This is a genomic window from Bacillus sp. REN10 (genome assembly GCF_016820555.1).
In the GTDB taxonomy this organism is placed as follows: domain Bacteria; phylum Bacillota; class Bacilli; order Bacillales; family Domibacillaceae; genus Bacillus_CE.
In genome coordinates, this window is sequence record NZ_JADHDW010000004.1 from 17315 (window position 1) to 40645 (window position 23331).

Sequence of the window (23331 nt, forward strand, 5' to 3'; positions counted from 1 at the left end):
GGCGAATAGTGGATACCTAGACGCTAGAAAGCATACAAGTAATAACTTAGATTATACTAAAATGGTCTGTCCTAATTATAAAGGTGAAAAATTTTATGGGATGGGACCTGTAGCATCTGATGAGAACTTGGTTACTGCATCAGGAGTAGCTCCTCTGGAATTTGCGATGGAAGTACTGAAAGTCTTAGATGTATTTGCACCAGATACATTGCATTCATCATGGTATAACCTAAATAAGATTCATCAACCTGAATACTTTTTTCAGTTAATGGATTCGATAAATAAATGACCCAAAAAATCAATATTGAGCGCTAATGGCTCTCTTACCCTATACAAAAAGACGGTGCCCCACAAGGATACCGTCTTTTTGTATTTATCTACAGCAGGAAGAAGCGATCTACAAATTCATCCGAAATATCCGATAGCTTTTGATACTGATAGTTTGGTGCATGGTCTTTATCAATTAATACAGAGCGAACTCCTTCATAAAAATCATTTTGCTTTAAGAAGTTTTTAGCAAGCGTGTAGTCCATTTGAAAGCATTCTTCAAGTGAGCTTTCTTTTCCTCTAATCAATTGTTGTAAGGTCACTTTTAGTGAGAGCGGGGCTTTAGACAATAAGGTTTCCTTTGTTTTGATCGCAAATTCACCTTCATCACTCTCAAGAGATTGCAGGATGTCATCGATCGTATCATGGGCAAAGTGGCGATCAATCTCCGCTTGCCATTTGGCCAACTCACTAGTGACTAACGGCTGCTCGGAAAAACTATTTAATAGTATTTCTAACGTCGTTCGTACATTTTCAGTGAGCCAGTTAGTCGCCTCTATTTTAGCTAATAAAGCGGCTAACTGTTCTTGCTGGATATAATAATCCGCTCCGTTGCTATACAGAACATCCGCTGCACGAATGACAGAGGCCGTTAAAGCTATGTAGCGACCGACATTTCCAGGGGCTTGATTTAAAAAATAGGCAGCTCCCACATCGGGAAAGAAGCCAATATTCATTTCAGGCATCGCCCACTTCGTTTTATCAGTAACGATTCTATGGCTACATCCGTATGTCAGTCCAACGCCTCCCCCCATTACAATGCCATCCAAACAAGCAAGAATTGGCTTCGGGTAGCGGTACATATATTGATCTAGTTCATACTCCTGTTCAAAAAATTGCATCGCTTTTTCATAAGAGGCATCACTCGATTTCGCTTCATACAATGTCTTAATGTCGCCACCGGCGCAAAAGGCTTTTGATCCGGAGCCTTTCATAATAATGAGTTGAATTTGTTCATCGTTTTCCCATTCTTTCAGCTTGTGAAAAATTGGTGCGATCATCGACAACGAGAGTGCATTCAAAGACTCCGGGCGATTTAACGTAATCATCCCAATTCCGCGATTATTAGTAGAAAACAACACATCTTGATTCATGATATTCCACCTTTCTAACTATGAATAAATTGAGGCTTTCTTTTTTCGATAAAAGCTTGAATGCCTTCTTTTGCATCTTCGGTGATGAAAAGTTCCGCGAATTTTTTCCGTTCTCTTTCTAAGCCCGCTTGAATCGGCTCTTTGTTTCCTTTCATAATGCATTCAATCGTGCGTGTTACACTTGTCATGCTTTTTCCATCAATGAAGCTTTTCGCTTTATCGATCGCCCTTTGTCTTACTTCTTCTTGAGGAACAACAGCTTGAATGATTCCCAAATGAAGTGCTTCTTCACTAGTTAACTGCTTGCTTGTTAAAATCAGATCCATAGCGATCGCTGTGTTCGTCATTTGCGTCAAACGTTGTGTGCCGCCGAAAGTAGGAAGCAATCCAAGTTTTAGCTCTGGGAGGCCGAGAATAGCCGATTCCGAAGCGATTCGATAATGGCAGCTCATCACGACTTCTAATCCACCTCCAAGTGCGGGGCCATTGATGGCTGCGATCACAGGCTTGTTCATCGCTTCAATTTCATCGCAGAGGGCTTGTCCAGCAGCAGCCATCATTAATCCTTGATCCTCCTTTCCTAGAGCAGAAACAAATTCTTTAATATCCGCTCCAGCAATGAAAAAGCGACCTGCCCCTGTTAACACGATGGCCCTTGTATCTTCGTCGTTGGAAAGAGAGTCGAAAATAGAGCGTAATTGTGCAATACAGGCTGAGGATAATGTATTGGCGGGTGGGTTACTGATCTCTACCATGGCAACAAAATTTTCTTTTGATACTGTTACTAAGTGGTTGTTCATAATGGATTCCCCCTTTATATATTTTTACCTTGCAATAACCGTGCCAATCTCAACGCCTATTGCTAAACAATTACGTAAAACTAAAACGTCAAAGTGTCTATACAAAATCGACAGTTTGGACACCTATTAATAAAGCGAGAATGCTCCATCATCATCCGCAGCTGCCTTTGTTTCAGGGGCGATCATCATTTGTTGTCCGAAATCGGCTGTATCGCGCATGAATTCCCCTCCTTTGTTCTATACATCATATTTGATAGAAGGGAGGAATATGTGTGGGAGCCAGCACAAAAAGAGCCCCGAATGGAGGGGGCTTCTGTTATTGGTTCAATTTATCATAAATGTTGAGCAGTTGCTCTTTTTCTTCATCTGTCAGTTTTTCAAACAGCTGTTTTCGTAATTTGATGCCTTCTTCTTGAGCTTTCTGCAAAATATCTTTACCTTTATCCGTAATGTGCAAATAAAGAATGCGGCGATCTTCTTCATCTGCTAAGCGAATCGCCAGCTCTTTTTTAATCAGTTTGTCTGATAAGTGAGTTAAAGAAGGCGGAGTTAAGCCAAGGCTTTTGGCGATATCAGAAGGGCGGCTTTTTCCATGCTCATTCAAGTGGCTTAATACGAGAATGTGGGAGATGCCGAGGTTTTCATTAAAGGTTCTATTCCAATTAATAATCATTTTATTCGTGACTTGCTCCATCGTGTGAATTAATTCAAAAATCGTTTCGTTTTCCATTGTATCCCTGCTTTCTAGCTGTCTATGTTTATCCTAGCATAATGAGAAAAAGCCCCAAAAGTAAAGGGCTTTTTCTCATTGTGCTTATTGAGCGGAGAATCCGCCATCGATCACTAATTCTGCACCAGTGACAAATGAAGCTTCATCGGATGCTAAGTAAAGCGCCGCGTTGGCAATGTCTTCAGGTTGTCCTAAACGCTGAAGTGGCGTCGCTGCTTCTAGCTGTTTCAATAATTCTTTTGATGTTTCCAATCCTTTTGTCATTGGTGTCTCAATGATACCTGGGAACAGGGCATTCACGCGAATGCCTGATCTTCCGTAAAATGTCGCTGCTGCTTTAGAAATCGCACGAACGGCTCCTTTAGAAGCAGAGTAGTGGTTCAAGCCCATGCCAATTTGAGCTGTAAATGAAGAGATATTAACAATCGATCCTTGTTCTTGCATATACGGAGCGACATGTTTCATGCCAAGGAACGGACCAAACGAGTTAATAGTCATCATTAATTGCCAATCTTTCTCTGTAATTTCTTCCATTGGTTTTTCAGAAGAAATGCCGGCATTGTTAATCAAAATGTCAATTTTGCCAAAGCGTTCGTTCACTTTTTTCGTTAAATTCGCCCAGCCTTCATCAGAAGAGACATCGAGCTTCATACCATATACATTTTCTTTTTGGCTTACTTTTTCTAACGCTGCTTCATTAATATCAGCGGCGATCACGATCGCTCCTTCTTGGCTAAAACGATCAACCATTTTTTCTCCAATACCAGAAGCTCCGCCAGTAACAATCGCTACTTTATTATCTAATCTTCCCATGTTGTTCATCTCCTATTATCGTAATTTAATGGATCCGCCATCTACCATAAATGTTTGGCCGCTAATATAATTTGCATCGTCGCTCGCTAAAAAGACAGCCGTTCTGCCGATATCCGCTTCTGGATCTCCAAGACGACGCAATGGAATTTTTTGAAGCATTGCTTCATATTGATCTCTACAATTGTCGCGCCATTGTTCAACTCCTGGCGTTAGTGCAATTGGTGAAATTATGTTGACGTTAATGCCATCTGGTCCCCACTCATTCGCGGCTACTCGAGAAATGGCGCGAATCGCTTCCTTCGCCGCTGCATAAGACGTTTGTGTCAACTGTCCTTCTATGCCGGCTCCTGAAGCGAAGTTGATTACTTTTCCTTTTGTTTTTTTCAGCTCAGGATAACAAGCTTTCATAAAGTTGAACGTTGGGTAAAATCCTGTATTAAATGAAAGATCAAAATGCTCCATCGTTGTTTCAGTGAAAGGAACATTTCTTGATGCGTGCGCATTGTTGACCAAAATATCGATTTTGCCAAACTGACGAACAGTTTCTGCTACAATTTCTTCTACATTCTCTTGAACTGAAATATCTTTAATGAGTAAAGAGCTCTTCGTCCATTGGTTCACTTCTTCTAACGTGGCCTTACCTGCTGCTTCATTGACATCGACGATCATAATGTGAGCGCCTTCTTTTGCCATTGCTAAAGAAATACCTCGGCCAATCCCGGAAGCTCCGCCGGTCACGATTGCTACTTTGTCTTTTAATCTCATTATCGAGTCCCTCGTTTCAATGTTAATATTTAAACACCTAAATATTTCACAACTAAATAATAGCAGATTTATTTTAATTAAACAATTTATATGCTTCAAATTAGTATGGCATCGTGACTATTTCAGTTGTTTAATATTATTCTTCACTATTGATCGGACGTTAACACGATCTTACTAGACTCTCATTGCCTATATTTTTGACGAATGAAACGGAATTTTGTTGGAAAATTAAGAGGAACTTCCTATGTGTCGGTAGAATAAGTGATTTAAGTAAGGTGCAGGGAGGCCGCTTTTATGAATCAGATTTCGATGAAATTATTTTTGTCAACAAGATGAGAAAATTGATGATGGCGAAAGAAACGATAGCCAATCAATATGAGCAGCTGACGGTTTCTCATGAGCAATTATTTGCATCATCGGCTTAGGCTTGTTGATCGCCAGTCTCGTTCAAACGGTCGAGCAACAATCCGCCATTGGGACATTAGTCATTGTCTCCATTTTCATACTTGGAGGCGTCTATTGGCCGCTTTCTTTAGTGCCAGACTTCATGCAAAACATCGCTCAATTTATCCCGCAAACATGGGCGATGAAAGGTTACACGGAATTAATTATTAATGAAGCATCCATTTCAGACATTGCACTGCCTATCGTTGTCTTGCTTAGATTTGCAGCGGTGTTTTTAGCGGTTGGAGTGGGGAGAGTGCGGTATGAGTGAGTATCATAAGGAGTGAAATGAATGCAAAGAAAATGGAGTAAGGTCAAAAAACAGTTAGATGGTCTGATTTGTGACAGTTTAAAGGGGCGCATTTTGTTCCAAGTCACAAATTATCGCAAAGCTCATGATCAAATGGGGAGAGTTTTTATTCAAATAGATCAAAAAGAAATAATGAGTTTCTGCTCCATTAAAACCGAGATGGAAATCATGGAGAGGGAGCGGCAGTTAAGACATATACACAGTATTGAATATGATATAGAAAACAAAGGTGAAAATATAAATATTTATGAACAAGCAAAAAAATGGGCGAATGAAGAAGGTTTCTTTGAACAAAGCGATTTCTTTGACGCCCTGGAGGAGTATTTTTCTGTGACCATTGAGCAAGCTCTTTCATCAACGAACCCTCTTGTTAGAATGCTAGCCGTAATTGATCGCAGAATGGGTAAACGCACGTTGTTAAAATTGCAGGACAACATGGAAAATGAACATCCGTTTGTGCAGGAGATGTATAAATGGAGAATGGAATTTAATAAAATTTTAACACAGGCGAAGCAGGAACAAAAAGGAAGAGAGGGGAATAGATGAATGAACAAAGCCAATAAGGAGTGATTCGATGATCGTGAAACAACGGATCGAGCCGCTGTCTCTACAGCAATTACAAGTATTAGAGCGACGGCTTCCTCCGCATCATGTTAAAAAAGAAGCAGTAGTGGATTGCCTTACGAAGGAGGCGGCGGGGTACAAAGGGGAGAAGTCTTTAGACTATCCGCTCAGCTTATTGCCGCCAAATGACTATCAAATTTTTCATGATTTGCGGTTGTTTGAGCAGATGAATTATTTTCAGCTGGATACCCTCATTGTAACCCGCCAATTTTTACTCATTTTAGAAGTGAAAAATTATTACGGTACCTTAATATTTGACTCCAATTTTCATCAAATGACTCGTTTGGCAGATGGCAAAGAAGAAGGATTTCCCGATCCGCTTTTACAGGTGAACCGCCAAAAGGAGCAGTTGAAAAGATGGCTGAGTCGCCACGGGTATGAAGATCTCCCTATTCAAACTTTTGTAGTGATTAGCCAACCGCGTACGATTATTAAAGCGAGTGCTCAAGTAGCCGAGCGAATTATCCACAGCGCAAGTCTTCCTCTGAAAATTCAACAACTAGAAATGAAGCACCCTTTTCCTATCATCGATTTCCAACACCTATCCAATTTATCCCACCAATTATTAAACAGCCATTGTCCACTTAGGACGGATATACTAAAAAAGTTTCACATTTCTCCCTCTGAGCTCATAACAGGTGTCCAATGTCCAAGCTGTTCCTCTCTCCCTATGATTAGGCGACAAAGAAAGTGGTTTTGTCCCCGATGTGAGCACACGTCTAAAGACGCTCATCTCTCTGCCTTGAAAGATTACTCCTTGCTAATTGGAAAGATCATCTCTAACCGACAGGCCAGAGATTTCTTGCAAATATCCTCTGAACATATCGCGAAAAAATTGCTAAAATCAACCGGACTTCCATACTCAGGCCAAACAAAAGCAAGAAAGTATCATTTGCAGTTTGATGAGAGCTGAAAAGCGAGCGGGAAGGCCGGAAAACGAGCGGGAAGGCCGGAAAAAGTGGGCGAGGGCCGGAAAACGAGCGGGAAGGCCGGAAAAAGTGGGCGAGGGCCGGAAAACGAGCGGGAAGGCCGGAAAAAGTGGGCGAGGGCCGGAAAACGAGCGGGAAGGCCGAAAAAAGTGGGCGAGGGCCGGAAAACGAGTGGGAAGGCTGGAAAAAGTGGACGAGGGCCGGAAAATGAGTGGGGAGGCCGGAAAAAGTGGACGAGGGCCGGAAAACGAGTGGGAAGGCCGGAAAAAGTGAGCGAGGGCCGAAAAATGAGTGGGAAGGCCGGAAAAAGTGGGCGAGGGCCGGAAAACGAGTGGGAAGGCCGGAAAAAGTGGGCGAGGGCCGGAAAGCGAGTGGGACGGCCGGAAAAAGTGCGCGAGGGCCGGAAACCGAGTGGGAAGGCCGGAAAAAGTGCGCGACGGCCGGAAAGCGAGTGGGAAGGCCGGAAAAAGTGCCCGAGGGCCGGAAAACGAGTGGGAAGGCCGGAAAAAGTGAGCGAAGGCCGGAAAGCGAGTGGGAAGGCCGGAAAAAGTGGACGAGGGCCGGAAAACGAGCGGGAAGGCCGGAAAAAGTGGACGAGGGCCGGAAAAAGAGTGGGAAGGCCGGAAAAAGTGGGCGAGGGCCGGAAAACGAGTGGGAAGGCCGGAAAAAGTGGACGAGGGCCGGAAAACGAGTGGGAAGGCCGAAAAAAGTGGGCGAGGGCCGGAAAACGAGTGGGAAGGCCGGAAAAAGTGGGCGAGGGCCGGAAAGCGAGTGGGAAGGCCGGAAAAAGTGGGCGAGGGCCGGAAAACGAGGGGGAAGGCCGGAAAAAGTGGGCGAGGGCCGGAAAACGAGTGGGAAGGCCGGAAAAAGTGAGCGAAGGCCGGAAAGCGAGTGGGAAGGCCGGAAAAAGAGTGGGAAGGCCGGAAAAAGTAGGCGAGGGCCGAAAAATGAGTGGGAAGGCCGGAAAAAGCAGGCGAGGGCCGGAAAAAGAGTAGGAGGGCCGGAAAACGAGTGGGAAGGCCGAAAAAAGTAGGCGAGGGCCGGAAAACGAGCGGGAAGGCCGAAAAACGGGATCGCCACATGAGTCATTTTTTCACGAATAAGCTTCAGATTATCACACATACTACCAAGGTACGGCTATCACTTACAAGGGGGATGAATCAATGCAATTTCAAAGTGGGCAAACTCATCAGAATATGGAAACTGGGGCCGTGTCTCCTCAATTAAATCATGGCGGTCATGAGGTAATGGATGTACATGAGGTGTTATCGGGTTCAATCGGAGCGATGAATCAATATACGATGCTGCGACAGTACGTGAAGGATCAGGAGCTGCTTGGTATTCTCGATCGACAATATCAATTTATGCAGCAGGAATACAATACCACGGTGGATTGTTTCCGTTCTGGTCAAGATCCGTCGATTCCGACACAGAGCTATCAGATGACTCAGGATAATGACTTCATTTATGGACTTACGCCAACCCAACCGAAGAAGCCGATACAGTCTATTTCTGAAATCACAGATGAGAACGTGTCCGGATTGATGCTTGGAGCGGTGAAAGCTTCAGCTGCCACAAAAGCAATGGCCGCTTGTGAAGTGACCAACCCTGTCGTTCGCCGCGTACTTGCCGATTCCGTACCGAACTGCATTGAAATGGCGTATGAAATTTCCATTTATCAAAACAAACATCATTACTATCAAGTGCCGCAATTCTCCCAGCAGGATATGCAGCAAATGGTTCAAGCCTTTGCTCCTGCTCAAGGGAATCCTCAAGGTAACCCAACCGCCCATTAAAAAAACAGAAACGCCGTCCTTTTTCGAGGATGGCGTTTCTGTTTACTGTTATAATGAACAAAGAGGTGAACTAATGAATAATTTTATCGATTTAGGAATTAACGAGCGCTGGGCGAAAAAGCTTAGCGACCAAAGCGTGACAGAACCAACTTCAATCCAGCAAGAAGCGATTCCATTTTTATTAAACGGAGAAGACGTCATTGCACAAGCCAAGACTGGTACGGGAAAAACATTTGCTTTTTTACTGCCGATTCTTGAAAAAATAGATACGGAAAAAAACTTCATTCAAGCATTAATCGTGACGCCGACGCGTGAATTGGCCCTACAAATCACGAGCGAGTTACAGCAATTAACGAAAGAAGAAGATGTGAATGTGTTAGCGGTGTATGGCGGACAAGATGTCGAGCAACAATTGAAACGACTGAAGCAGCACATACATATTGTTGTCGGAACGCCGGGTCGCTTGTTAGATCATATTCGCCGAGGAACGATTGATTTAACAGATGTATCGACACTAATTCTTGATGAAGCGGATCAAATGCTGCATATTGGCTTCTTCGATGAAGTCGAATCGATCATTCGCGAAACGCCATTCACAAGACAAACTGCTTTGTTTTCCGCAACGATGCCAAAAGAGGTGCGGAAATTGGCCAAACGCTATATGCGCGAGCCGCGTTCGATTCAAGTGCAAAGTAAAGAGATGACAGTGGAAAAAATTAGCCAGTATGTCATCGAAACGACCGATCGTCGAAAACAACAGGCACTTTGTCAAACAATCGATGAAACCCAGCCGTTTTTAGGCATTATTTTTTGCCGGACAAAACGCCGAGTCAGCAAGCTTTGCGACGAATTGAAAGCGAAGGGATACAACATTGACGAATTACATGGTGACTTATCCCAAGCCAAGCGGGAGAGAGTGATGAAGCGATTCCGCGATTGTGAGCTGCATTTGCTGGCGGCGACGGATGTAGCGGCGAGAGGGCTAGATGTTGAGGGAGTGACGCACGTATTTAACTATGACATTCCACAAGATGTCGAAAGCTACATTCATCGAATCGGACGAACCGGGCGAGCGGGGGAAGAAGGAGCGGCCTTCACCTTTGTCGCATTGAAAGACAAAGACTTATTGAATGCGCTTGAAACAGGGCTTGGTCGTAAGCTCGAGCGAAAAGAAGTCGAGGTTGGGGAGTTGCCGGTTGTTAGCAATCGGGCAAAACGTCCTTCTAGTAAAAGAAATAACCGTAGAAAATAAGCAAAACCAGCCCGAGGGCTGGTTTTATTTAGTAAACTTTTTCGCTTGTAGGTGAGATTTTACATATTGCAGTCCATCTACAGCCTTCTATCATTAATCATCGTATTCTTCGTCCCAGTCGTCATCGTCATACTCTTCGTCGTCATCCCAAAAATCGTCTTCGTATTGTTTGGATAGGACGCTTCCTGTTTGGGCATCAATGTAGATGTCTACCTCGCTTCTCGCTGTTCGTACTTCGACTTCATACACCCATTTTCCACGTTTATGATCTAGGTCGATTTCTACGACTTTTCCAGAGGCTTCTTTCAAAGCAATTTGTTTTGCTTGTTCACGTGTGATGCTCACTTGATCGTTTCGTGAATCGTTCCACTGATCATCATGCCAATCTTCATTATTCGTCGATAACACTTCACCCGTTTGAGCATCGATATATACTTCATTCTCGCCATTCTTCGTTCTTACTTCCACTTCATACACCCACTGGCCACGGGCAAGATCTAAATCAATATCTGCGACAGTGCCTTTTCTATGCTTTAAAGCAATTTGTTTCGCTTGTTCATAGGTAATTTTCACAGACGCTTTCTTATTGGAGTCAACTTTAGAAAGGATCTTGCCTGTTTGGGCATGGACATCAACTTCTCTTTCACCTTTTGTTGTTTTAATTTCAACTTCATATATCCACTCGCCATTGTTGCGTTCTAGATCAATATCTCTTACAGTCCCTTTCACTTCTTTTAAAGCAATTTGTTTCGCTTGTTCATGTGAAATTTTTACGAATGAATTCTTTTTGCTTGCTTGTTGATAGACAGCGTTGCTTTCGGCTGTAGCTGAATTTGCTAAGCCGCTCACTGTTAATACACCTACTAGTGCGGTTGTCCAGACTATTTTTCTCATTTCTTCGCCCTCCTTTTAAACTATCTTTATCATAAACAAGGAAGGTTAAAGAAAAATAAGGAAAAGATTAAAATTTGATGAGAATGGTTAATCCTCATCGTCGTCATCATCATCTGCTATCGTCGTGATGGATAAGACCTCTCCAGTGACGGAATGAACACGAACGTCGACTGTTTCATCATCATGTTCAATCAATACTTGATACACAGCTCCCTCGCTTGTTTCTAGCAGCTGAAGATAGGAAATCTCCTCTCCATCTGTACGTTTTAAAGCAATCGATTTCGCTTCTTGTTCACTAATTGTTGTAGCTGATGTTGGGAGTTGGTACGTTTGTTTGATCGTTCCGGTTGCTTCATCAATCACTACCATCGTTCTCTGTTGTTTCATTTGTTGAATTTCGATCAATAATAGTTGTTGATGATTCTCTTCTTTACGCGTGATATTTTGTATCACTCCCGGGACTTCTAGCAATGCCAATTCTTTCGCTTGTTGCTCCGTCATCCGCTCAGGCTGCGGCTGCGGATCTGACTGAGAAAGTAGTTTTCCTGTTTGCCTATCAATTTCTATCGTAACGATTTCTTTATTAGGTGTTTGTACCTTGATCATATACACAGTTGGTGACGGTGCTGTGACCGCTTGTATCGTTCCAGCCACTGTCCGTTGAGCAATTTGTTTCGCTTCTTCCTCTGTGATGGCTAATGATTGTTCTGTTAATTCCACCACTGTTCCTTCATAAGCGTCGACTGTTACTTGATAGATGCCTTTCTCATTAATTAGCTCCACTAAATAAACGGATTTTTTATCGCCTTGTTTCAATTGAATCGATTCAATCGTTCCAGGGTATTGCTTCGTGATCGTCTTCTTAATTTCACTGTCAGCTAAAAGGTCCGGTTTGAGTTTAGCCATCATTGGTTGAACACTAGCTATTAGAATGAGTAAGATCAAACTACTTGATATAATCAGGATTGATTTCCGCTTCATCATGACCTCCATTTACCCTTGGTTATGAGAAGGGATAAACACGGTCATTCGTGTCCATTGTCCTTCTTCACTTTCCACTTGAATCTGTCCGTCTAGTGCATCGACCATCTTTCTAGCAATCGATAGCCCAAGTCCTGTGCCACCTGTATCTCGATTTCGTGCTTTATCTACCCGAAAGAAACGATCAAATACATGATCTAGATCCGCTTTAGGGATGCCCATCCCATAATCCATTACGGACAAAAAGATGCCGTCTACTTGCTGATCCACCGTCAATTCAATGGATTTCGTGCTGTATTTAATGGCATTGTCTAATAAAATAACAAGAATTTGCTTTAGTTTTTGTTCGTCTGTAGTGATGGGAATGGTCTCGCTCGTTGTTTGCACCTGAATCGGGCGATGATAAGCCTTTTCTAACTGTTCAGCAGTCGACCGACAAAGGGAAACTGCATCGATATCTTTCATTTCCACTTTCCATTCAGCTTGATTATTAGCCAGCATTAACATTTGATTCGTCATTTGTTTCATCCGAACGGCTTCTGAATAAATAGCTTCCACGGCTTCTTCAAGGATTTCCGGCTTCATCGTCCCCCAACGCTTGAGCAATTTAGCATAGCTTTCAATAATCGTTAAGGGAGTTTTTAACTCATGAGAGGCATCCGATACGAATTGTTGTTGCTTTTCAAAGTTTTGTTGGAGTAAATCCATCATTTTATTAAATGTGTTACCCATTTTATACAGTTCATCTTGTGAACGTTTTTCTAATGGGATTTTCTTGAAGATGCCTCGCGTTGCAATATCTTCCATCGTTTGAATGAGAGAATTAACAGGGCGCAAAATGAAATTACTTAATAATCGGCCGGCAATAAACGTTGGGATTAAGACGACGAGTGAAGCGATCACTAATACATTTTTCAACAATGCTAAATTTTTTTGTGGTTCTTCTAGACTTTCAGTTACTTCTAATAAGGCGACTTTTCCATCCGACCAGATAATGGGCACGCGAACGAAGACATAAGCAATGCCTTTGTTTTCATAAATTCCATTTGTTGAACGGTGATCAAAGTGTGTATCTTTTACAGGGATAGGCTGTTGACTATCTACTTCTTGTCGAATAATGACTTTGGATTGTTGGTTAATGACACGAATCATTCCATTGGCAGGTAGAGATGGTTGTAATAACGTAGCTGGGTCAATCGTTTCGGCCCCTTCTTGGTTTAGACCTTCCATAATATGAACAGCCTCCCGTTTTAAACGGTCAAGCTCTCCTTGTTTAGTTACTTGATCAAATACAAAGTAAATAGATCCATTAATGATGATCAAGATTGTTAATAAAGCGATCGTCGTTAAAAGTTGGATTCTATGCTTAATTTTCACTTTTTTACTCCTTTAACATGTAACCAACGCCTCGAACGGTATGCAAAAGTGGTTTACTGAAGCCATGATCCATCTTCTTTCGCAAATAACGAATATAGACATCGACCACATTGGTATCCCCATAATAGTCGAACCCCCACACATCATTTAAAATTTGTTCGCGATTGAGTACTTGTTGTGGATGTTGAGCTAGAAATAATAACAGGTCAAATTCACGAGGCGTTAGTTCAATCGTCTGTCCTCCTCTTGTCACTTCTCTCGCTTTTTCATCAATCCGTAAATCACTGATTTGAATGTCTAGCTGTTTCTCTTGGTAAAGTAAGCTAGTCATACGCAAACACGCTCGAATGCGAGCTAACAGTTCTTCAATTTGGAAGGGTTTTGTCATATAATCATTGGCTCCGTGATCGAGCCCGTTGACCTTGTCAATGACAGAATCACGGGCAGTTAGTAAGATAACAGGAACAATAGAGTCGTTTGAACGGATGCGCCGCAATACTTCCATGCCGCTTAAGCCAGGAAGCATGACATCAAGTAAAATCAAATCCCATTGACCTTTATGAAATTTGTCCAAAGCCTCTGTACCTGTTGAAGCGGTTTCCGTTTCATAGCCTTCGTAAGTCAGTTCCAACTGTATGACGCGCGCAATTTTTTCTTCATCTTCGACAATTAAAATTTTATGTGACATGATTTACCTCTCAGTGGGTGACTATTTTACTATTAATTTTAGCAGAGATTATATGCATCTTAAAGAATAAGGACATATAGGCTATCAACTACGATGGGAATGGGGGTCGGAAGCAATGAACTTCCGACCCCCATTCGTCTTACAAGCTTTTCTCTTTTCTCTTCCCACCAAACGGATACCACCAGTTCCAATCACCCAACAGCTTCATCAAACTTGGCACGAGCAGCAAGCGGATGATCGTGGCATCAATGGCAATCGCAATGGCAATGCCGACGCCGATTTGTTTAACAGGGGTCACACCGGTGAAGGCAAAGGCGCCGGTGATGACGATCATAATGAGGGCAGCGGCAGTAATGACTTTGCTTGTATTCGCTAGCCCTTCGACGGTCGATGCGGTGTTGTCGCCTGTTTTTAAATAAAACTCACGAATGCGTGAAATTAAAAACACTTCGTAATCCATGCTTAAGCCAAACACCAGGCTGAACACAAGCACAGGTAACACTAAGGCAATGTCCATTTCGGGTAATCCGAAGTGACCTTCTTGGAAGATCCAGACGAGAATGCCGAATGTGGATGTTAAACCAACGACATTCATAATAATCGCTTTGAGCGGAATGATGATCGAACGGAAAGCGAGCATTAAAATGATAAACGTTGAGATTAAAATGATCGCGACCGCGAGTCCGATTTTATCGTAAATCTCGTCGTAAATTTCTTGGTTAAACTTCGGCTGGCCACCAAATTGGATATCAACTGGCCACTCTTTTTCACTCCAAGTGCGGGCGAGTGTTTGTGCTTTTTTGGAGCTTGCCTCGACACTTAAGTGAATCGGGATCAGCAATTTCTTTCCTTGCACAAATGGTTCAATCGCAGGTTCGAGCTGTTTCCGCATGGGCGGTTGGTCTAGTGCTGCCGCTAGTTGTGCAGGATCATCGATTTGGCTTGCGGCAAATAATGTATCGATCGTCGTTACTTCTTTTTCGCTGCTGAGCGTGTCTTGCAGCTGTTTCATCTCTTCTAATCCCGCTTCATTGAGCCAACCATCTGGCCGCTCGGCTATCGCATAAATGGTACTTTTATTTTCCTTCATAAATGTTTCTTCAATTTTTTCATAAGCAATGCGCGATTCAAAATGCTTTGGCAATGAATCCGTTGTCGGAATCGCTAATTGCATATCCCGAACAGGAAGCATACCGATGACTAAAATCGTGATCGCGGCAAGGGTAATCAACACCGGGCGCTTCATAACAGCTCCGGCAAATGTACGCCAACGCGCCTGAGTGTCGCGGTCGGTGCGAACGATACGCCATTTATGAATGCGATCGCCAAGCACATATAGCATCGCCGGAAGCAATGTTAATGATCCGAGCACCGCAATCGCGATGACCACCATGCCCCCAATGGCGACATTGGCGAAGATATCCACTTCAATGACAAGCATCGCGCCAAGCCCAATAAACACACAAACCGCAGAGAAAATAATCGAGCGACCCGCTGTTTGAATCGTCGTAATAATCGCTTCTGTTTTTGTTTGTTTCTTGAGCTCTTCTTTGTAGCGATTAATGAATAATAGCGAAAAATCAATCGAAAGCGCCAGCCCAATCATCGGCGTAATATTTAAAATGAAAATCGATAAGTTAACGTCTTTTCCGATAAATGTTAACAAGCCGAAACTAATAATAATCGTAATGGCCCCGACAACGAGCGGCAAAATCGAAGCCATAACGGTTCCAAAGGCAAATAATAAGACAACTAAAGCGACAGGAAGCCCAATTAATTCAGCTCGCTTTAAATCATCTTGACTCGCTTGGTTAATATCTTTGGACAGAACAGGCGAGCCAGTGACGGATACGCCCGCTTCATCCTTAATTACCTTTCTTACCTTTTGAATTTCATCTGACATATCCTCTAGCTTTTCATCAAATTGGAGAACGGCATAGGCCTTATCCGATTTCATTAAAGCAGGGTCTTTCAGCGGTGACTGAATCTTCGTTGTAGTTGTTTGTTCATCCAGAGCACTTAGCGTATCCTTGATTTTCGTTTGAAATTCAGTATCTGAGTTGTTCGTTTGTTTTTCGAATAAAATCAGTAAAGTAGACTCTGGAAACTCGAATGTTTTATTCAATTCTTTTTGAACTTGTTCAAACTCTCCATCTTTCCGAAACCCATCACCTTCAAGCAAAGAAGGCAGCTGAATGGCGAAATAACCCATCACTATGAAAAAAATAAGCCATAGCGCGAGCAGCCATTTATGGGAACGAACGAGGAGGGAAGCAATGTTGTTCATTATGATGTTCCTCCGATCTTTTTTGTATTGGCGTTGTTTCTTCGATGTTCTCGCTTTTCTTCTAATCATACGATACCGATGTTTGTTTGGAAAATGGTAAGTATTGATTTTTTGTGTTATCTGTTGACATTGATAATTGTTATCATTTAAAATGTATCTTGAGAATGAATTTCATTTGTGCCGAGGAGGGAGAATTCGTTGTTCGGGTCGTTAGGTCATTGAAATAGGGTTTGGTCCTTTTCTATTGTTTTCTTACAAGATACTTGCATAAACAAGTATATGTTTGTACAATGTGAGACGGATAGCTGTTAAAGGAGAAAGCAATGATGGAGAAGAAAGAGTATCGGTTAGAGGATTCTCTTGGTTATAAGCTTTTTCAAGCATCTCGCTTAATGACAAATAGGCTGAACCGTCATTTTAAAGAGAATGGGTTTTCGTTAACTCATGAACAATGGCAAATTTTGAGCCGGTTATATGAGAAGGACGGGCAAACGCAACATGCATTGGCTATATTGAATGAAAGAGACGAGCCGAGCGTGTCGCGCCTGATTGATAATTTGATCAAGCGTAACTTGGTTGAACGTAGAGCCCACCCGAACGATCGCCGCGTCAATTTAATTTATTTAACGGAGCATGGACAGCAAATGAAAGAAAGCTATACCATGCTGGCTGAGCAAACGATTGCTGAGGCTTCCTGTGGAGTCGATGACAAAGAGTTTGCGATTTGTTTAAAGGTGCTCGATCAAGTAAGAGCCAACTTAAAGTAATTTTTAAAAAAGAGGAAAAAAGCTGACTGATTTTTCTAAGTAAATACTTGTTGTGACAAGTATTGTCATAAGAAGAATTATTTTTTTATCCATTATTGATAATGAATATCATTTTCTGCTTTGAACAGTAAAAATCTCTGTAGGAGAGTCGCTACGATTGTTATGAAAAAAAGATATTTAATCATCGTGTTACTTGTATTATCGATTGCTTCATTGTTTGTGGGAGTTACACACATTTCTCCATTGGATTTATTCAACTTCTCGAATGAACAATCGCTTATTTTTTGGAAAAGCCGGATTCCCCGACTCATTAGTATTATTATCGCTGGAACGAGCTTAAGTATTGCCGGGTTAATTATGCAGCAATTGAGCCGTAATAAATTTGTTTCACCGACGACAGCCGGAACGATGGACTCTGCGAAACTAGGAATCTTAGTTTCTATGATCATCTTTACATCCGCTACGATGTTAGAAAAAATGATCATTGCTTTTATTTTTGCGATGGCTGGTACGTTTCTATTTATGAAAATACTAGACAAAATCAAAATGAAGGATGCCATTTTTATCCCGCTCGTCGGGTTAATGTTCGGGAATATTTTAGGTTCGATGACGACGTTTTTCGCCTACAAGTATGGCTTGATTCAAAATATTGCTGCTTGGCTACAAGGTGATTTTTCGATGGTAACTTCCGGTCGGTATGAGTTGTTGTACATCAGTATTCCGATGCTAATGATTGCTTATTTCTATGCCGATAAGTTCAATCTTGCAGGAATGGGTGAAGACTTTGCTGTTAATCTTGGGCTCAATTATAAGCAGGTTGTGAATATCGGTCTGACGATTGTTGCCTTATCAACGACTTTAGTTGTGTTAACAGTTGGGGTTATTCCATTTTTAGGATTAATTATTCCGAATATCGTCTCGATTTATCAAGGGGATCATCTGAAGAAAAGCTTAGCCCATACGGCATTGCTTGGTGCTGTGTTCGTTCTATTTTGCGATATTCTCGGCCGTATGATTGTTTACCCATACGAGGTTCCGATCGGGTTGACAGTTGGTGTAATCGGTAGCGGTATCTTTATTTACATGCTGATGAGGAGAAAAGCTTATGAATGAAAAAAAGAAATTATTAATCCTCGCGGTAACCGCGATTGCATGCATTGTCGCCTTTTTGTTTACGGATCTTGGGTACAATTGGGATTACGCTTTACCGAAGCGAGGCTGGAAAATTTTCGCGATTGTGTTAACAGGTGCATCGATTGCCTTTGCGACGTTAATCTTTCAAACGATTACGAATAACCGAATTTTAACACCGAGCATTTTAGGTCTGGATTCGCTCTATATGCTCATTCAAACTGTTCTTATTTTTATGTTAGGCTCCACCAACTTGACGATTATTAATAAGCAAGTGAACTTTCTAATTTCAGTGGTGCTGATGATGATCTTTTCTGGCATCCTGTATAAAATCTTGTTTAAAAAAGAAGGGGCGAATATTTATTTCTTATTGTTGATCGGTTTAATTTTCGGGACATTTTTTCAAAGCTTTTCCACATTCATGCAAGTGCTCATTGATCCGAATGAGTTCATGATGATCCAAGGGAAGATGTTTGCCAGCTTTAACAATGTGCAAACGGATGTGTTATCGTTAGCTGTTCTTTTGATTGTTCTTGTTTCTATGTACTTCGTGCGATTTATGAAATATCTTGATGTGTTATCGCTCGGGAAAGAACACGCGATCAATCTTGGAGTGGATTATGATTATATCGTGAAAAGGTTGCTCGTTGTTGTCGCGATTTTAATTTCAGTGTCGACGGCGTTAATTGGTCCTATTACATTTCTAGGGCTACTTGTTGTGAACTTGGCGTATGAGTTGTTTAAAACATATAAGCATTCTTACTTATTAGCAGGTTCGATCCTGATTAGTATTATTGCCCTCGTTGGCGGACAGTTCATTGTCGAGCACATCTTTACTTTTAGTACCACGCTAAGTGTCATCATTAATTTTATCGGCGGAGTTTATTTCATTTATTTACTATTAAAGGAGAATAAACAATGGTAGAAGTACAAGAAGTGTCCAAGTTATATGGAAGCAAAGCGGTGATTGATCAAGTATCTGTTCGTGTTCCTAAAGGAAAGATTACTTCTTTTATCGGTCCAAATGGTGCGGGAAAAAGTACGCTTTTATCGATGATTAGCCGTTTGATTACAAAAGATGAAGGTGACATTTTCATTGATGGGGAAGAAGTGGGGCAATCCAACAGCAAAGAATTGGCGAAAAAAATTGCAATTTTAAAGCAAACCAACCATGTCAACTTACGCCTGACTGTAAGGGAACTCGTTTCCTTCGGCCGTTTTCCTTATTCACAAGGAAAGTTAAAAAAAGAGGATTGGCAGCATGTTGATGAAGCCATCTGCTATATGGGACTTGAAGATATGCAACACAAGTATCTCGATCAATTAAGTGGAGGGCAGCGTCAGCGCGCTTTTATCGCGATGGTCATCGCTCAAGATACCGAATACGTATTGCTTGATGAGCCACTGAATAATTTGGATATGAAGCATTCGGTCCAAATCATGAAGGTGCTGCGCCGATTGACGAATGAATTAGGTAAAACTGTTATCATTGTCATTCATGATATCAATTTCGCCTCTTGTTATTCCGATTATATTGTTGCTTTAAAGGATGGAAAAATTGCCAAGCAAGGATCGGTCGACGAGATGATGGATCGTCAAGTGCTGAAAGATATTTATGAAATGGATATGAATATTGAAACCGTAAATAACTGCAAAATTTGCGTATATTTTAAATAGGAGTGAAACGATATGTGGAAAAAATTATCGCTATTATTAATGACTATGTTATTCGTTGTTGTTGCAGCGGCATGTAGTTCAGGAGCAAAAGAAGAAGAGAAAGCAAAGGAAGAAACAGAAACGATGAAGGTGACGCATGAATTAGGTGAAACAGATGTACCGAAAAATCCAAAAAACGTGGCAGTATTTGATTACGGTACATTAAGCACGTTAGATACATTAGGCATTGAGGTAGGAGGCCTTCCAAAAGATCCAGTACCAGGCTACTTATCAAAGTACGAAGATGAGAAGTATGAAAATCTTGGTGGATTAAAAGAGCCAGATTTCGAAAAAATTCATGCGATGAAACCAGATTTAATTATTATTTCAGGCCGTCAAGCGGATATGTATGATCAATTCGCTGAAATTGCTCCAACGATTTACTTAGGCGTAGATGAATCAGATTACATCAATTCTTTCAAGAAGAACACAGAAATGATCGGACAAATTTTTGGTAAAGAAGATGAAGTAAAATCAGAGTTAGCGAAGATTGATAAAGACATTCAAGCAGTAAAAGATCAAGCGACGAAGTCTGGAAAAACGGGTTTAATCGTTTTAGCAAGTGAAGGAGAAATCAGCGCTTATGGCCCTGGTTCTCGCTTTGGCATTATCCATGACGTATTAGGTGTGAAACCTGTAGACCCCAATATCAAAGTTGACAACCATGGAGATAAAATTTCATTTGAATACATCGTTGAAAAAGACCCAGATTACTTATTCCTAATCGACCGTGGAGCGGTAATCGGCGGAAAAGCGTCTGCTGAGCAAGTAGTAGCAAACGATCTGATGAAAAACACAAAAGCGGTTAAAAATGACAATGTTGTTTACTTAGACGGAAACTACTGGTACCTATCTGGCGGCGGTCTAGGATCTGTCTCTGCAATGGTGAAAGAAGTAGCAGAAGGATTGAAATAAGAGAAGAAAAGAGGCGCTCCTAGTTTGGGGAACGCCTCTTTTTTTTGAACCGGGAGTTTTTCGGCCGTTGCGCGGACATTTCCGCCGTTGCGCGAATAATCCGGCCGTTGCGCAAATAATCCGGCCTTTCCAACAATGCGTTGCCACTTCTTCAAATAGCCAAGTATCAGTTCCACAAAAACGGACAGTCTAATTGTAAAAGGGGGGTGAATTCCTTTGGCGAAAGACGTTCTTTGTGAAGTCAATAACTGCACATATTGGGCACAAGGCAATAAATGTGCCGCAGAATCGATTTATGTCGTCAGCCACCATGGCAAACAAGCGTCCGAATCAAAAGAAACCGACTGTAAAACATTCGAACCACAAATATAACAAGAAAAGCAAAGCCGACTGCCCAGACACGACAAGCAAATGCCAGAATGACGAAATGTCGCTTTTCAGCCATGCAGTCAGGCTGGCATTTGACTCGACTACCCAGACAAAAACAAAGCCCAGTGGCCATGACCACTGGGCTTTGTTTCATTCTTGATTCAGAGGCAGTTGCACGAGAAAGGTCGTGCCTAGGCTGGAGCTTTCTTTTAAAATTAAGTTGCCATCTAGCGCGTTGGCCAACAGTTTGCTGAAGGGAAGGCCGAGACCGAGACCGCGCACTTTATATTTTTTATTATCGCCTCGGTAAAAGCGTTCAAACACTAGCTCTTGTTCCGCGGCAGGAATGCCTGAGCCGTTATCTGTGACTTCAATGGATAAGACATGGTTTTTGGCTGTTAACTGAATAGTAATTTGCCCCTCTTCTTCAACGGCGTGTTTGGCGTTGTTTAATAAATTCGTGATAATTTGCTGCAGCCGCACAGGGTCTGTTTCAATGATCCGATCGCTTGTTAAGGGAGCTAAATCGACATGTATTCGCTCTAAGTCTTGTCCCATTTTCCATTGGTGGACAATTTCTGTCATCAGCTCATTCACATGATGCTCTTCTAAGGACACAGGCAAGGCATTCGCGGTGAAAGAGTTAAACTCCAATAAGTCATTGATCATTTTTTGCATTTTAGCTGTTTCTTTTAAGGATACGTGTAAAAATTCTTCCGCTTCCTCGCCGGTGACGACCCCATCTTTTACCGCCTGTAGCAAGCCGCTAATGGAGGTAACAGGGGTTTTCAGCTCGTGGGTGACCCCGGCTAAAAGTTCCGCTCGCAACGCTTCTAGTTGCTGCAGCTTTTGGGCCATCTCTTTAAATGAATGGACGAGATCATACACTTCTTGCTCTTTCGTATGTTCAGGGAGCTGCACGTTATAATTGCCTTCTTGAATTTGTTTGGCCGCTTTGGCCACTTGACTGATCGGTTTAGAGAGTCGGCGCGATAAAATATAAATCGCTGCCCAGCCAAATAAGCCAAGGCTGATGATTAAAATAGCCAATAAGCGATACTCGTCTGTTACATTTCCAAGTTCATTTTCTGGCTGAAGCATAATCACCCAACCAAACACGATATCCTCTACGTCAATCGGCTTTTTAATCATCCAAATGCGCGCCTCATCCGTCCCCGTCGGATATTTCAGCACATCACTATCCTTTTCGAGAAGAGAGAGAGGAAACTGATCCAAGCTGTATGGACCATCGGATTGATTCGTGGACAATACTTGACCGTTGGCATCGGTAATATAAATCGCTGGCGGCCGTTCAGACTGCAGAAATTTGTCGCGATTTTTCAACATATTTTTATCGATCGAAGGTGAATGGTTGGGTTGCTGACTACCGGCAATGCGGTTCGCTAATTCCTCTGCAATAAACTCAGAAACCTCTAAGCGATTTTCTAAAATCGTATGCTGGATCCAGGCAACGGAAAGGACAGTGACCACGATGAGACCGAGAACTAACGTGGCGACATAGCGAGTCGTCCAATATTTAAGTAAAGAAATTCTATTCGTCTTTTTCATAAATACAAAATTGATACCCCAATCCTCGCAATGTTTTAATTTCTCCTTCTGACTGCGGCCAGTTTTTTAATGACTTTCTGAGCCGTTTAATCGCTAAGTCAACCGCTCGATCACTGCCGTCATAGTCTTGTCCCCATACGTGTTCAATCAATTGTTCGCGCGTAAAAGTGCGGTTCGGTTGGGACGCTAAAAACAGCAGCAAAGACAAATCGCGCGGAGGCAATGAAATTTCTTTCTCCTTAATGGTTACTCGATGAGCCGTTCGGTCGATCGTTAAGCATCCATAACTTGTCACAGAAGAAGCCGTTTCGTCGCCTGTTCTTCTTAAGACGGCGTTCACTCGCGCGACAACTTCCTCGCCGTTGAAAGGTTTCGTAATATAATCGTCCGCTCCGCCATTTAAGCCGGATAGCCGGTAATTAACATCACCAAGAGCAGTGAGCATAATGACAGGACAAGAACTAGATTCACGAATCGTTTTTAATACAGTCCATCCATCTGCTTTCGGCATCATCACATCAAGCAGAACGAGGGCAGGTGGCTCTTGTTGAAATTGTTGGATCGCTTGTTCACCGTCAAACGCTTGCGTGACTTGAAACCCGCCTTTTTGCAAATACGCCTTTAACACTTGACTAATGGCCGGTTCATCTTCTGCTAATAAAATGGTTGCTGCCATTTGCTTCACCCCTTTTTTCTTCATTATATAAAAAAACATAAAGAAGCTGCCAATCGGACAGCTTCTAAAACATATCA

25 protein-coding genes and 1 pseudogene are annotated in these 23331 nt (G+C 42.2%); 14 read left to right on the plus strand and 12 right to left on the minus strand.

What is annotated here, in order from left to right; all coding sequences use genetic code 11:
- Position 1: 1 nt before the first annotated feature.
- Positions 2–289, plus strand: a pseudogene (locus IRB43_RS07475) (type 1 glutamine amidotransferase family protein); the annotation flags it as partial.
- Positions 290–377: 88 nt separating this feature from the next.
- Here the strand turns inward: IRB43_RS07475 and IRB43_RS07480 are convergent.
- The 5 genes from IRB43_RS07480 to IRB43_RS07500 form a co-directional block, all read right to left on the minus strand.
- Complete coding sequence (locus IRB43_RS07480; RefSeq protein WP_203362840.1) at positions 378–1421, minus strand: enoyl-CoA hydratase/isomerase family protein; 1044 nt, start codon at positions 1419–1421, stop codon at positions 378–380.
- 14 nt (positions 1422–1435) lie between these two features.
- Positions 1436–2221 carry an enoyl-CoA hydratase-related protein gene (locus tag IRB43_RS07485; protein ID WP_203362841.1) on the minus strand — a complete coding sequence of 262 codons (786 nt, stop codon included), beginning with the start codon at positions 2219–2221 and terminating at the stop codon, positions 1436–1438.
- 316 nt (positions 2222–2537) lie between these two features.
- Positions 2538–2951 (minus strand): MarR family winged helix-turn-helix transcriptional regulator, encoded by a 414-nt coding sequence (locus IRB43_RS07490; protein ID WP_203362842.1) that lies wholly within the window; start codon positions 2949–2951, stop codon positions 2538–2540.
- Positions 2952–3035: 84 nt separating this feature from the next.
- Positions 3036–3764: an SDR family NAD(P)-dependent oxidoreductase gene (locus IRB43_RS07495; protein ID WP_203362843.1), complete on the minus strand. Its 729-nt coding sequence runs from the start codon at positions 3762–3764 to the stop codon at positions 3036–3038.
- 15 nt (positions 3765–3779) lie between these two features.
- The gene (locus IRB43_RS07500) at positions 3780–4529 is read right to left on the minus strand and encodes an SDR family NAD(P)-dependent oxidoreductase (RefSeq protein WP_203362844.1); all 750 of its coding nucleotides are present in this window, start codon (positions 4527–4529) and stop codon (positions 3780–3782) included.
- Positions 4530–4804: 275 nt separating this feature from the next.
- Here IRB43_RS07500 and IRB43_RS07505 point away from each other — a divergent pair, with 275 nt between their 5' ends.
- The 7 genes from IRB43_RS07505 to IRB43_RS07535 all read left to right on the plus strand — a co-directional run bounded on the left by IRB43_RS07505 (position 4805) and on the right by IRB43_RS07535 (position 9884).
- The gene (locus IRB43_RS07505; RefSeq protein ID WP_203362845.1) at positions 4805–4954 is read left to right on the plus strand and encodes a hypothetical protein; all 150 of its coding nucleotides are present in this window, start codon (positions 4805–4807) and stop codon (positions 4952–4954) included.
- 2 nt (positions 4955–4956) lie between these two features.
- Positions 4957–5244 carry an ABC transporter permease gene (locus IRB43_RS07510; protein WP_203362846.1) on the plus strand — a complete coding sequence of 96 codons (288 nt, stop codon included), beginning with the start codon at positions 4957–4959 and terminating at the stop codon, positions 5242–5244.
- Positions 5245–5265: 21 nt separating this feature from the next.
- Entirely contained in the window at positions 5266–5829 is a 564-nt protein-coding gene (locus IRB43_RS07515; protein ID WP_203362847.1) for an SF0329 family protein, read from the plus strand.
- Positions 5830–5857: 28 nt separating this feature from the next.
- A complete protein-coding gene (locus IRB43_RS07520; RefSeq protein ID WP_203362848.1) occupies positions 5858–6820 on the plus strand; it encodes a nuclease-related domain-containing protein in 963 nt (320 codons plus the stop codon).
- Between the two features lie 45 nt (positions 6821–6865).
- Positions 6866–7831, plus strand: a complete 966-nt coding sequence (locus tag IRB43_RS07525; protein ID WP_203362849.1) for a hypothetical protein — start codon at positions 6866–6868, stop codon at positions 7829–7831.
- 168 nt (positions 7832–7999) lie between these two features.
- A complete protein-coding gene (locus IRB43_RS07530; RefSeq protein ID WP_203362850.1) occupies positions 8000–8632 on the plus strand; it encodes a spore coat protein in 633 nt (210 codons plus the stop codon).
- Positions 8633–8705: 73 nt separating this feature from the next.
- On the plus strand, positions 8706–9884 hold the full coding sequence (locus IRB43_RS07535) for a DEAD/DEAH box helicase (protein ID WP_203362851.1): 1179 nt from the start codon (positions 8706–8708) through the stop codon (positions 9882–9884).
- Positions 9885–9977: 93 nt separating this feature from the next.
- Here the strand turns inward: IRB43_RS07535 and IRB43_RS07540 are convergent, their stop codons facing one another.
- From IRB43_RS07540 to IRB43_RS07560, 5 genes are all read right to left on the minus strand, one after another.
- Positions 9978–10778 (minus strand): PepSY domain-containing protein, encoded by an 801-nt coding sequence (locus tag IRB43_RS07540; protein WP_203362852.1) that lies wholly within the window; start codon positions 10776–10778, stop codon positions 9978–9980.
- A gap of 87 nt (positions 10779–10865) precedes the next feature.
- Positions 10866–11759 carry a PepSY domain-containing protein gene (locus IRB43_RS07545; protein WP_203362853.1) on the minus strand — a complete coding sequence of 298 codons (894 nt, stop codon included), beginning with the start codon at positions 11757–11759 and terminating at the stop codon, positions 10866–10868.
- Between the two features lie 12 nt (positions 11760–11771).
- Entirely contained in the window at positions 11772–13136 is a 1365-nt protein-coding gene (locus tag IRB43_RS07550) for an ATP-binding protein (RefSeq protein WP_203362854.1), read from the minus strand.
- A gap of 4 nt (positions 13137–13140) precedes the next feature.
- On the minus strand, positions 13141–13824 hold the full coding sequence (locus tag IRB43_RS07555; RefSeq protein WP_203362855.1) for a response regulator transcription factor: 684 nt from the start codon (positions 13822–13824) through the stop codon (positions 13141–13143).
- 139 nt (positions 13825–13963) lie between these two features.
- Complete coding sequence (locus IRB43_RS07560; protein WP_203362856.1) at positions 13964–16111, minus strand: MMPL family transporter; 2148 nt, start codon at positions 16109–16111, stop codon at positions 13964–13966.
- 323 nt (positions 16112–16434) lie between these two features.
- Here IRB43_RS07560 and IRB43_RS07565 point away from each other — a divergent pair, with 323 nt between their 5' ends.
- From IRB43_RS07565 to IRB43_RS07590, 6 genes are all read left to right on the plus strand, one after another.
- On the plus strand, positions 16435–16878 hold the full coding sequence (locus IRB43_RS07565) for a MarR family winged helix-turn-helix transcriptional regulator (RefSeq protein ID WP_238941895.1): 444 nt from the start codon (positions 16435–16437) through the stop codon (positions 16876–16878).
- A gap of 162 nt (positions 16879–17040) precedes the next feature.
- Positions 17041–17991, plus strand: a complete 951-nt coding sequence (locus tag IRB43_RS07570; protein WP_203362857.1) for an ABC transporter permease — start codon at positions 17041–17043, stop codon at positions 17989–17991.
- Complete coding sequence (locus IRB43_RS07575; protein ID WP_203362858.1) at positions 17984–18934, plus strand: iron chelate uptake ABC transporter family permease subunit; 951 nt, start codon at positions 17984–17986, stop codon at positions 18932–18934. The genes IRB43_RS07570 and IRB43_RS07575 overlap by 8 nt, the downstream gene beginning before the upstream one ends.
- Positions 18928–19686, plus strand: a complete 759-nt coding sequence (locus tag IRB43_RS07580; RefSeq protein ID WP_203362859.1) for an iron ABC transporter ATP-binding protein — start codon at positions 18928–18930, stop codon at positions 19684–19686. The genes IRB43_RS07575 and IRB43_RS07580 overlap by 7 nt, the downstream gene beginning before the upstream one ends.
- A gap of 12 nt (positions 19687–19698) precedes the next feature.
- Positions 19699–20640 (plus strand): siderophore ABC transporter substrate-binding protein, encoded by a 942-nt coding sequence (locus tag IRB43_RS07585; RefSeq protein ID WP_203362860.1) that lies wholly within the window; start codon positions 19699–19701, stop codon positions 20638–20640.
- 216 nt (positions 20641–20856) lie between these two features.
- The gene (locus IRB43_RS07590) at positions 20857–21012 is read left to right on the plus strand and encodes a DUF1540 domain-containing protein (RefSeq protein WP_203362861.1); all 156 of its coding nucleotides are present in this window, start codon (positions 20857–20859) and stop codon (positions 21010–21012) included.
- 147 nt (positions 21013–21159) lie between these two features.
- Here the strand turns inward: IRB43_RS07590 and IRB43_RS07595 are convergent, their stop codons facing one another.
- Positions 21160–22578: a sensor histidine kinase gene (locus IRB43_RS07595; protein ID WP_203362862.1), complete on the minus strand. Its 1419-nt coding sequence runs from the start codon at positions 22576–22578 to the stop codon at positions 21160–21162.
- Positions 22562–23254 carry a response regulator transcription factor gene (locus IRB43_RS07600; protein ID WP_203362863.1) on the minus strand — a complete coding sequence of 231 codons (693 nt, stop codon included), beginning with the start codon at positions 23252–23254 and terminating at the stop codon, positions 22562–22564. Before IRB43_RS07600 ends, IRB43_RS07595 begins: the two co-directional genes overlap by 17 nt.
- Between the last annotated feature and the right edge of the window lie 77 nt (positions 23255–23331).

Coding starts and splice junctions, on each gene's coding strand:
- IRB43_RS07480 (WP_203362840.1), bottom strand. CDS start 1,421: ATGAATCAAGATGTGTTGTTTTCTACTAATAATCGCGGAATTGGGATG.
- IRB43_RS07485 (WP_203362841.1), bottom strand. CDS start 2,221: ATGAACAACCACTTAGTAACAGTATCAAAAGAAAATTTTGTTGCCATG.
- IRB43_RS07490 (WP_203362842.1), bottom strand. CDS start 2,951: ATGGAAAACGAAACGATTTTTGAATTAATTCACACGATGGAGCAAGTC.
- IRB43_RS07495 (WP_203362843.1), bottom strand. CDS start 3,764: ATGGGAAGATTAGATAATAAAGTAGCGATTGTTACTGGCGGAGCTTCT.
- IRB43_RS07500 (WP_203362844.1), bottom strand. CDS start 4,529: ATGAGATTAAAAGACAAAGTAGCAATCGTGACCGGCGGAGCTTCCGGG.
- IRB43_RS07515 (WP_203362847.1), top strand. CDS start 5,266: ATGCAAAGAAAATGGAGTAAGGTCAAAAAACAGTTAGATGGTCTGATT.
- IRB43_RS07520 (WP_203362848.1), top strand. CDS start 5,858: ATGATCGTGAAACAACGGATCGAGCCGCTGTCTCTACAGCAATTACAA.
- IRB43_RS07530 (WP_203362850.1), top strand. CDS start 8,000: ATGCAATTTCAAAGTGGGCAAACTCATCAGAATATGGAAACTGGGGCC.
- IRB43_RS07535 (WP_203362851.1), top strand. CDS start 8,706: ATGAATAATTTTATCGATTTAGGAATTAACGAGCGCTGGGCGAAAAAG.
- IRB43_RS07540 (WP_203362852.1), bottom strand. CDS start 10,778: ATGAGAAAAATAGTCTGGACAACCGCACTAGTAGGTGTATTAACAGTG.
- IRB43_RS07545 (WP_203362853.1), bottom strand. CDS start 11,759: ATGAAGCGGAAATCAATCCTGATTATATCAAGTAGTTTGATCTTACTC.
- IRB43_RS07555 (WP_203362855.1), bottom strand. CDS start 13,824: ATGTCACATAAAATTTTAATTGTCGAAGATGAAGAAAAAATTGCGCGC.
- IRB43_RS07560 (WP_203362856.1), bottom strand. CDS start 16,111: ATGAACAACATTGCTTCCCTCCTCGTTCGTTCCCATAAATGGCTGCTC.
- IRB43_RS07565 (WP_238941895.1), top strand. CDS start 16,435: ATGATGGAGAAGAAAGAGTATCGGTTAGAGGATTCTCTTGGTTATAAG.
- IRB43_RS07570 (WP_203362857.1), top strand. CDS start 17,041: ATGAAAAAAAGATATTTAATCATCGTGTTACTTGTATTATCGATTGCT.
- IRB43_RS07575 (WP_203362858.1), top strand. CDS start 17,984: ATGAATGAAAAAAAGAAATTATTAATCCTCGCGGTAACCGCGATTGCA.
- IRB43_RS07580 (WP_203362859.1), top strand. CDS start 18,928: ATGGTAGAAGTACAAGAAGTGTCCAAGTTATATGGAAGCAAAGCGGTG.
- IRB43_RS07585 (WP_203362860.1), top strand. CDS start 19,699: ATGTGGAAAAAATTATCGCTATTATTAATGACTATGTTATTCGTTGTT.
- IRB43_RS07595 (WP_203362862.1), bottom strand. CDS start 22,578: ATGAAAAAGACGAATAGAATTTCTTTACTTAAATATTGGACGACTCGC.
- IRB43_RS07600 (WP_203362863.1), bottom strand. CDS start 23,254: ATGGCAGCAACCATTTTATTAGCAGAAGATGAACCGGCCATTAGTCAA.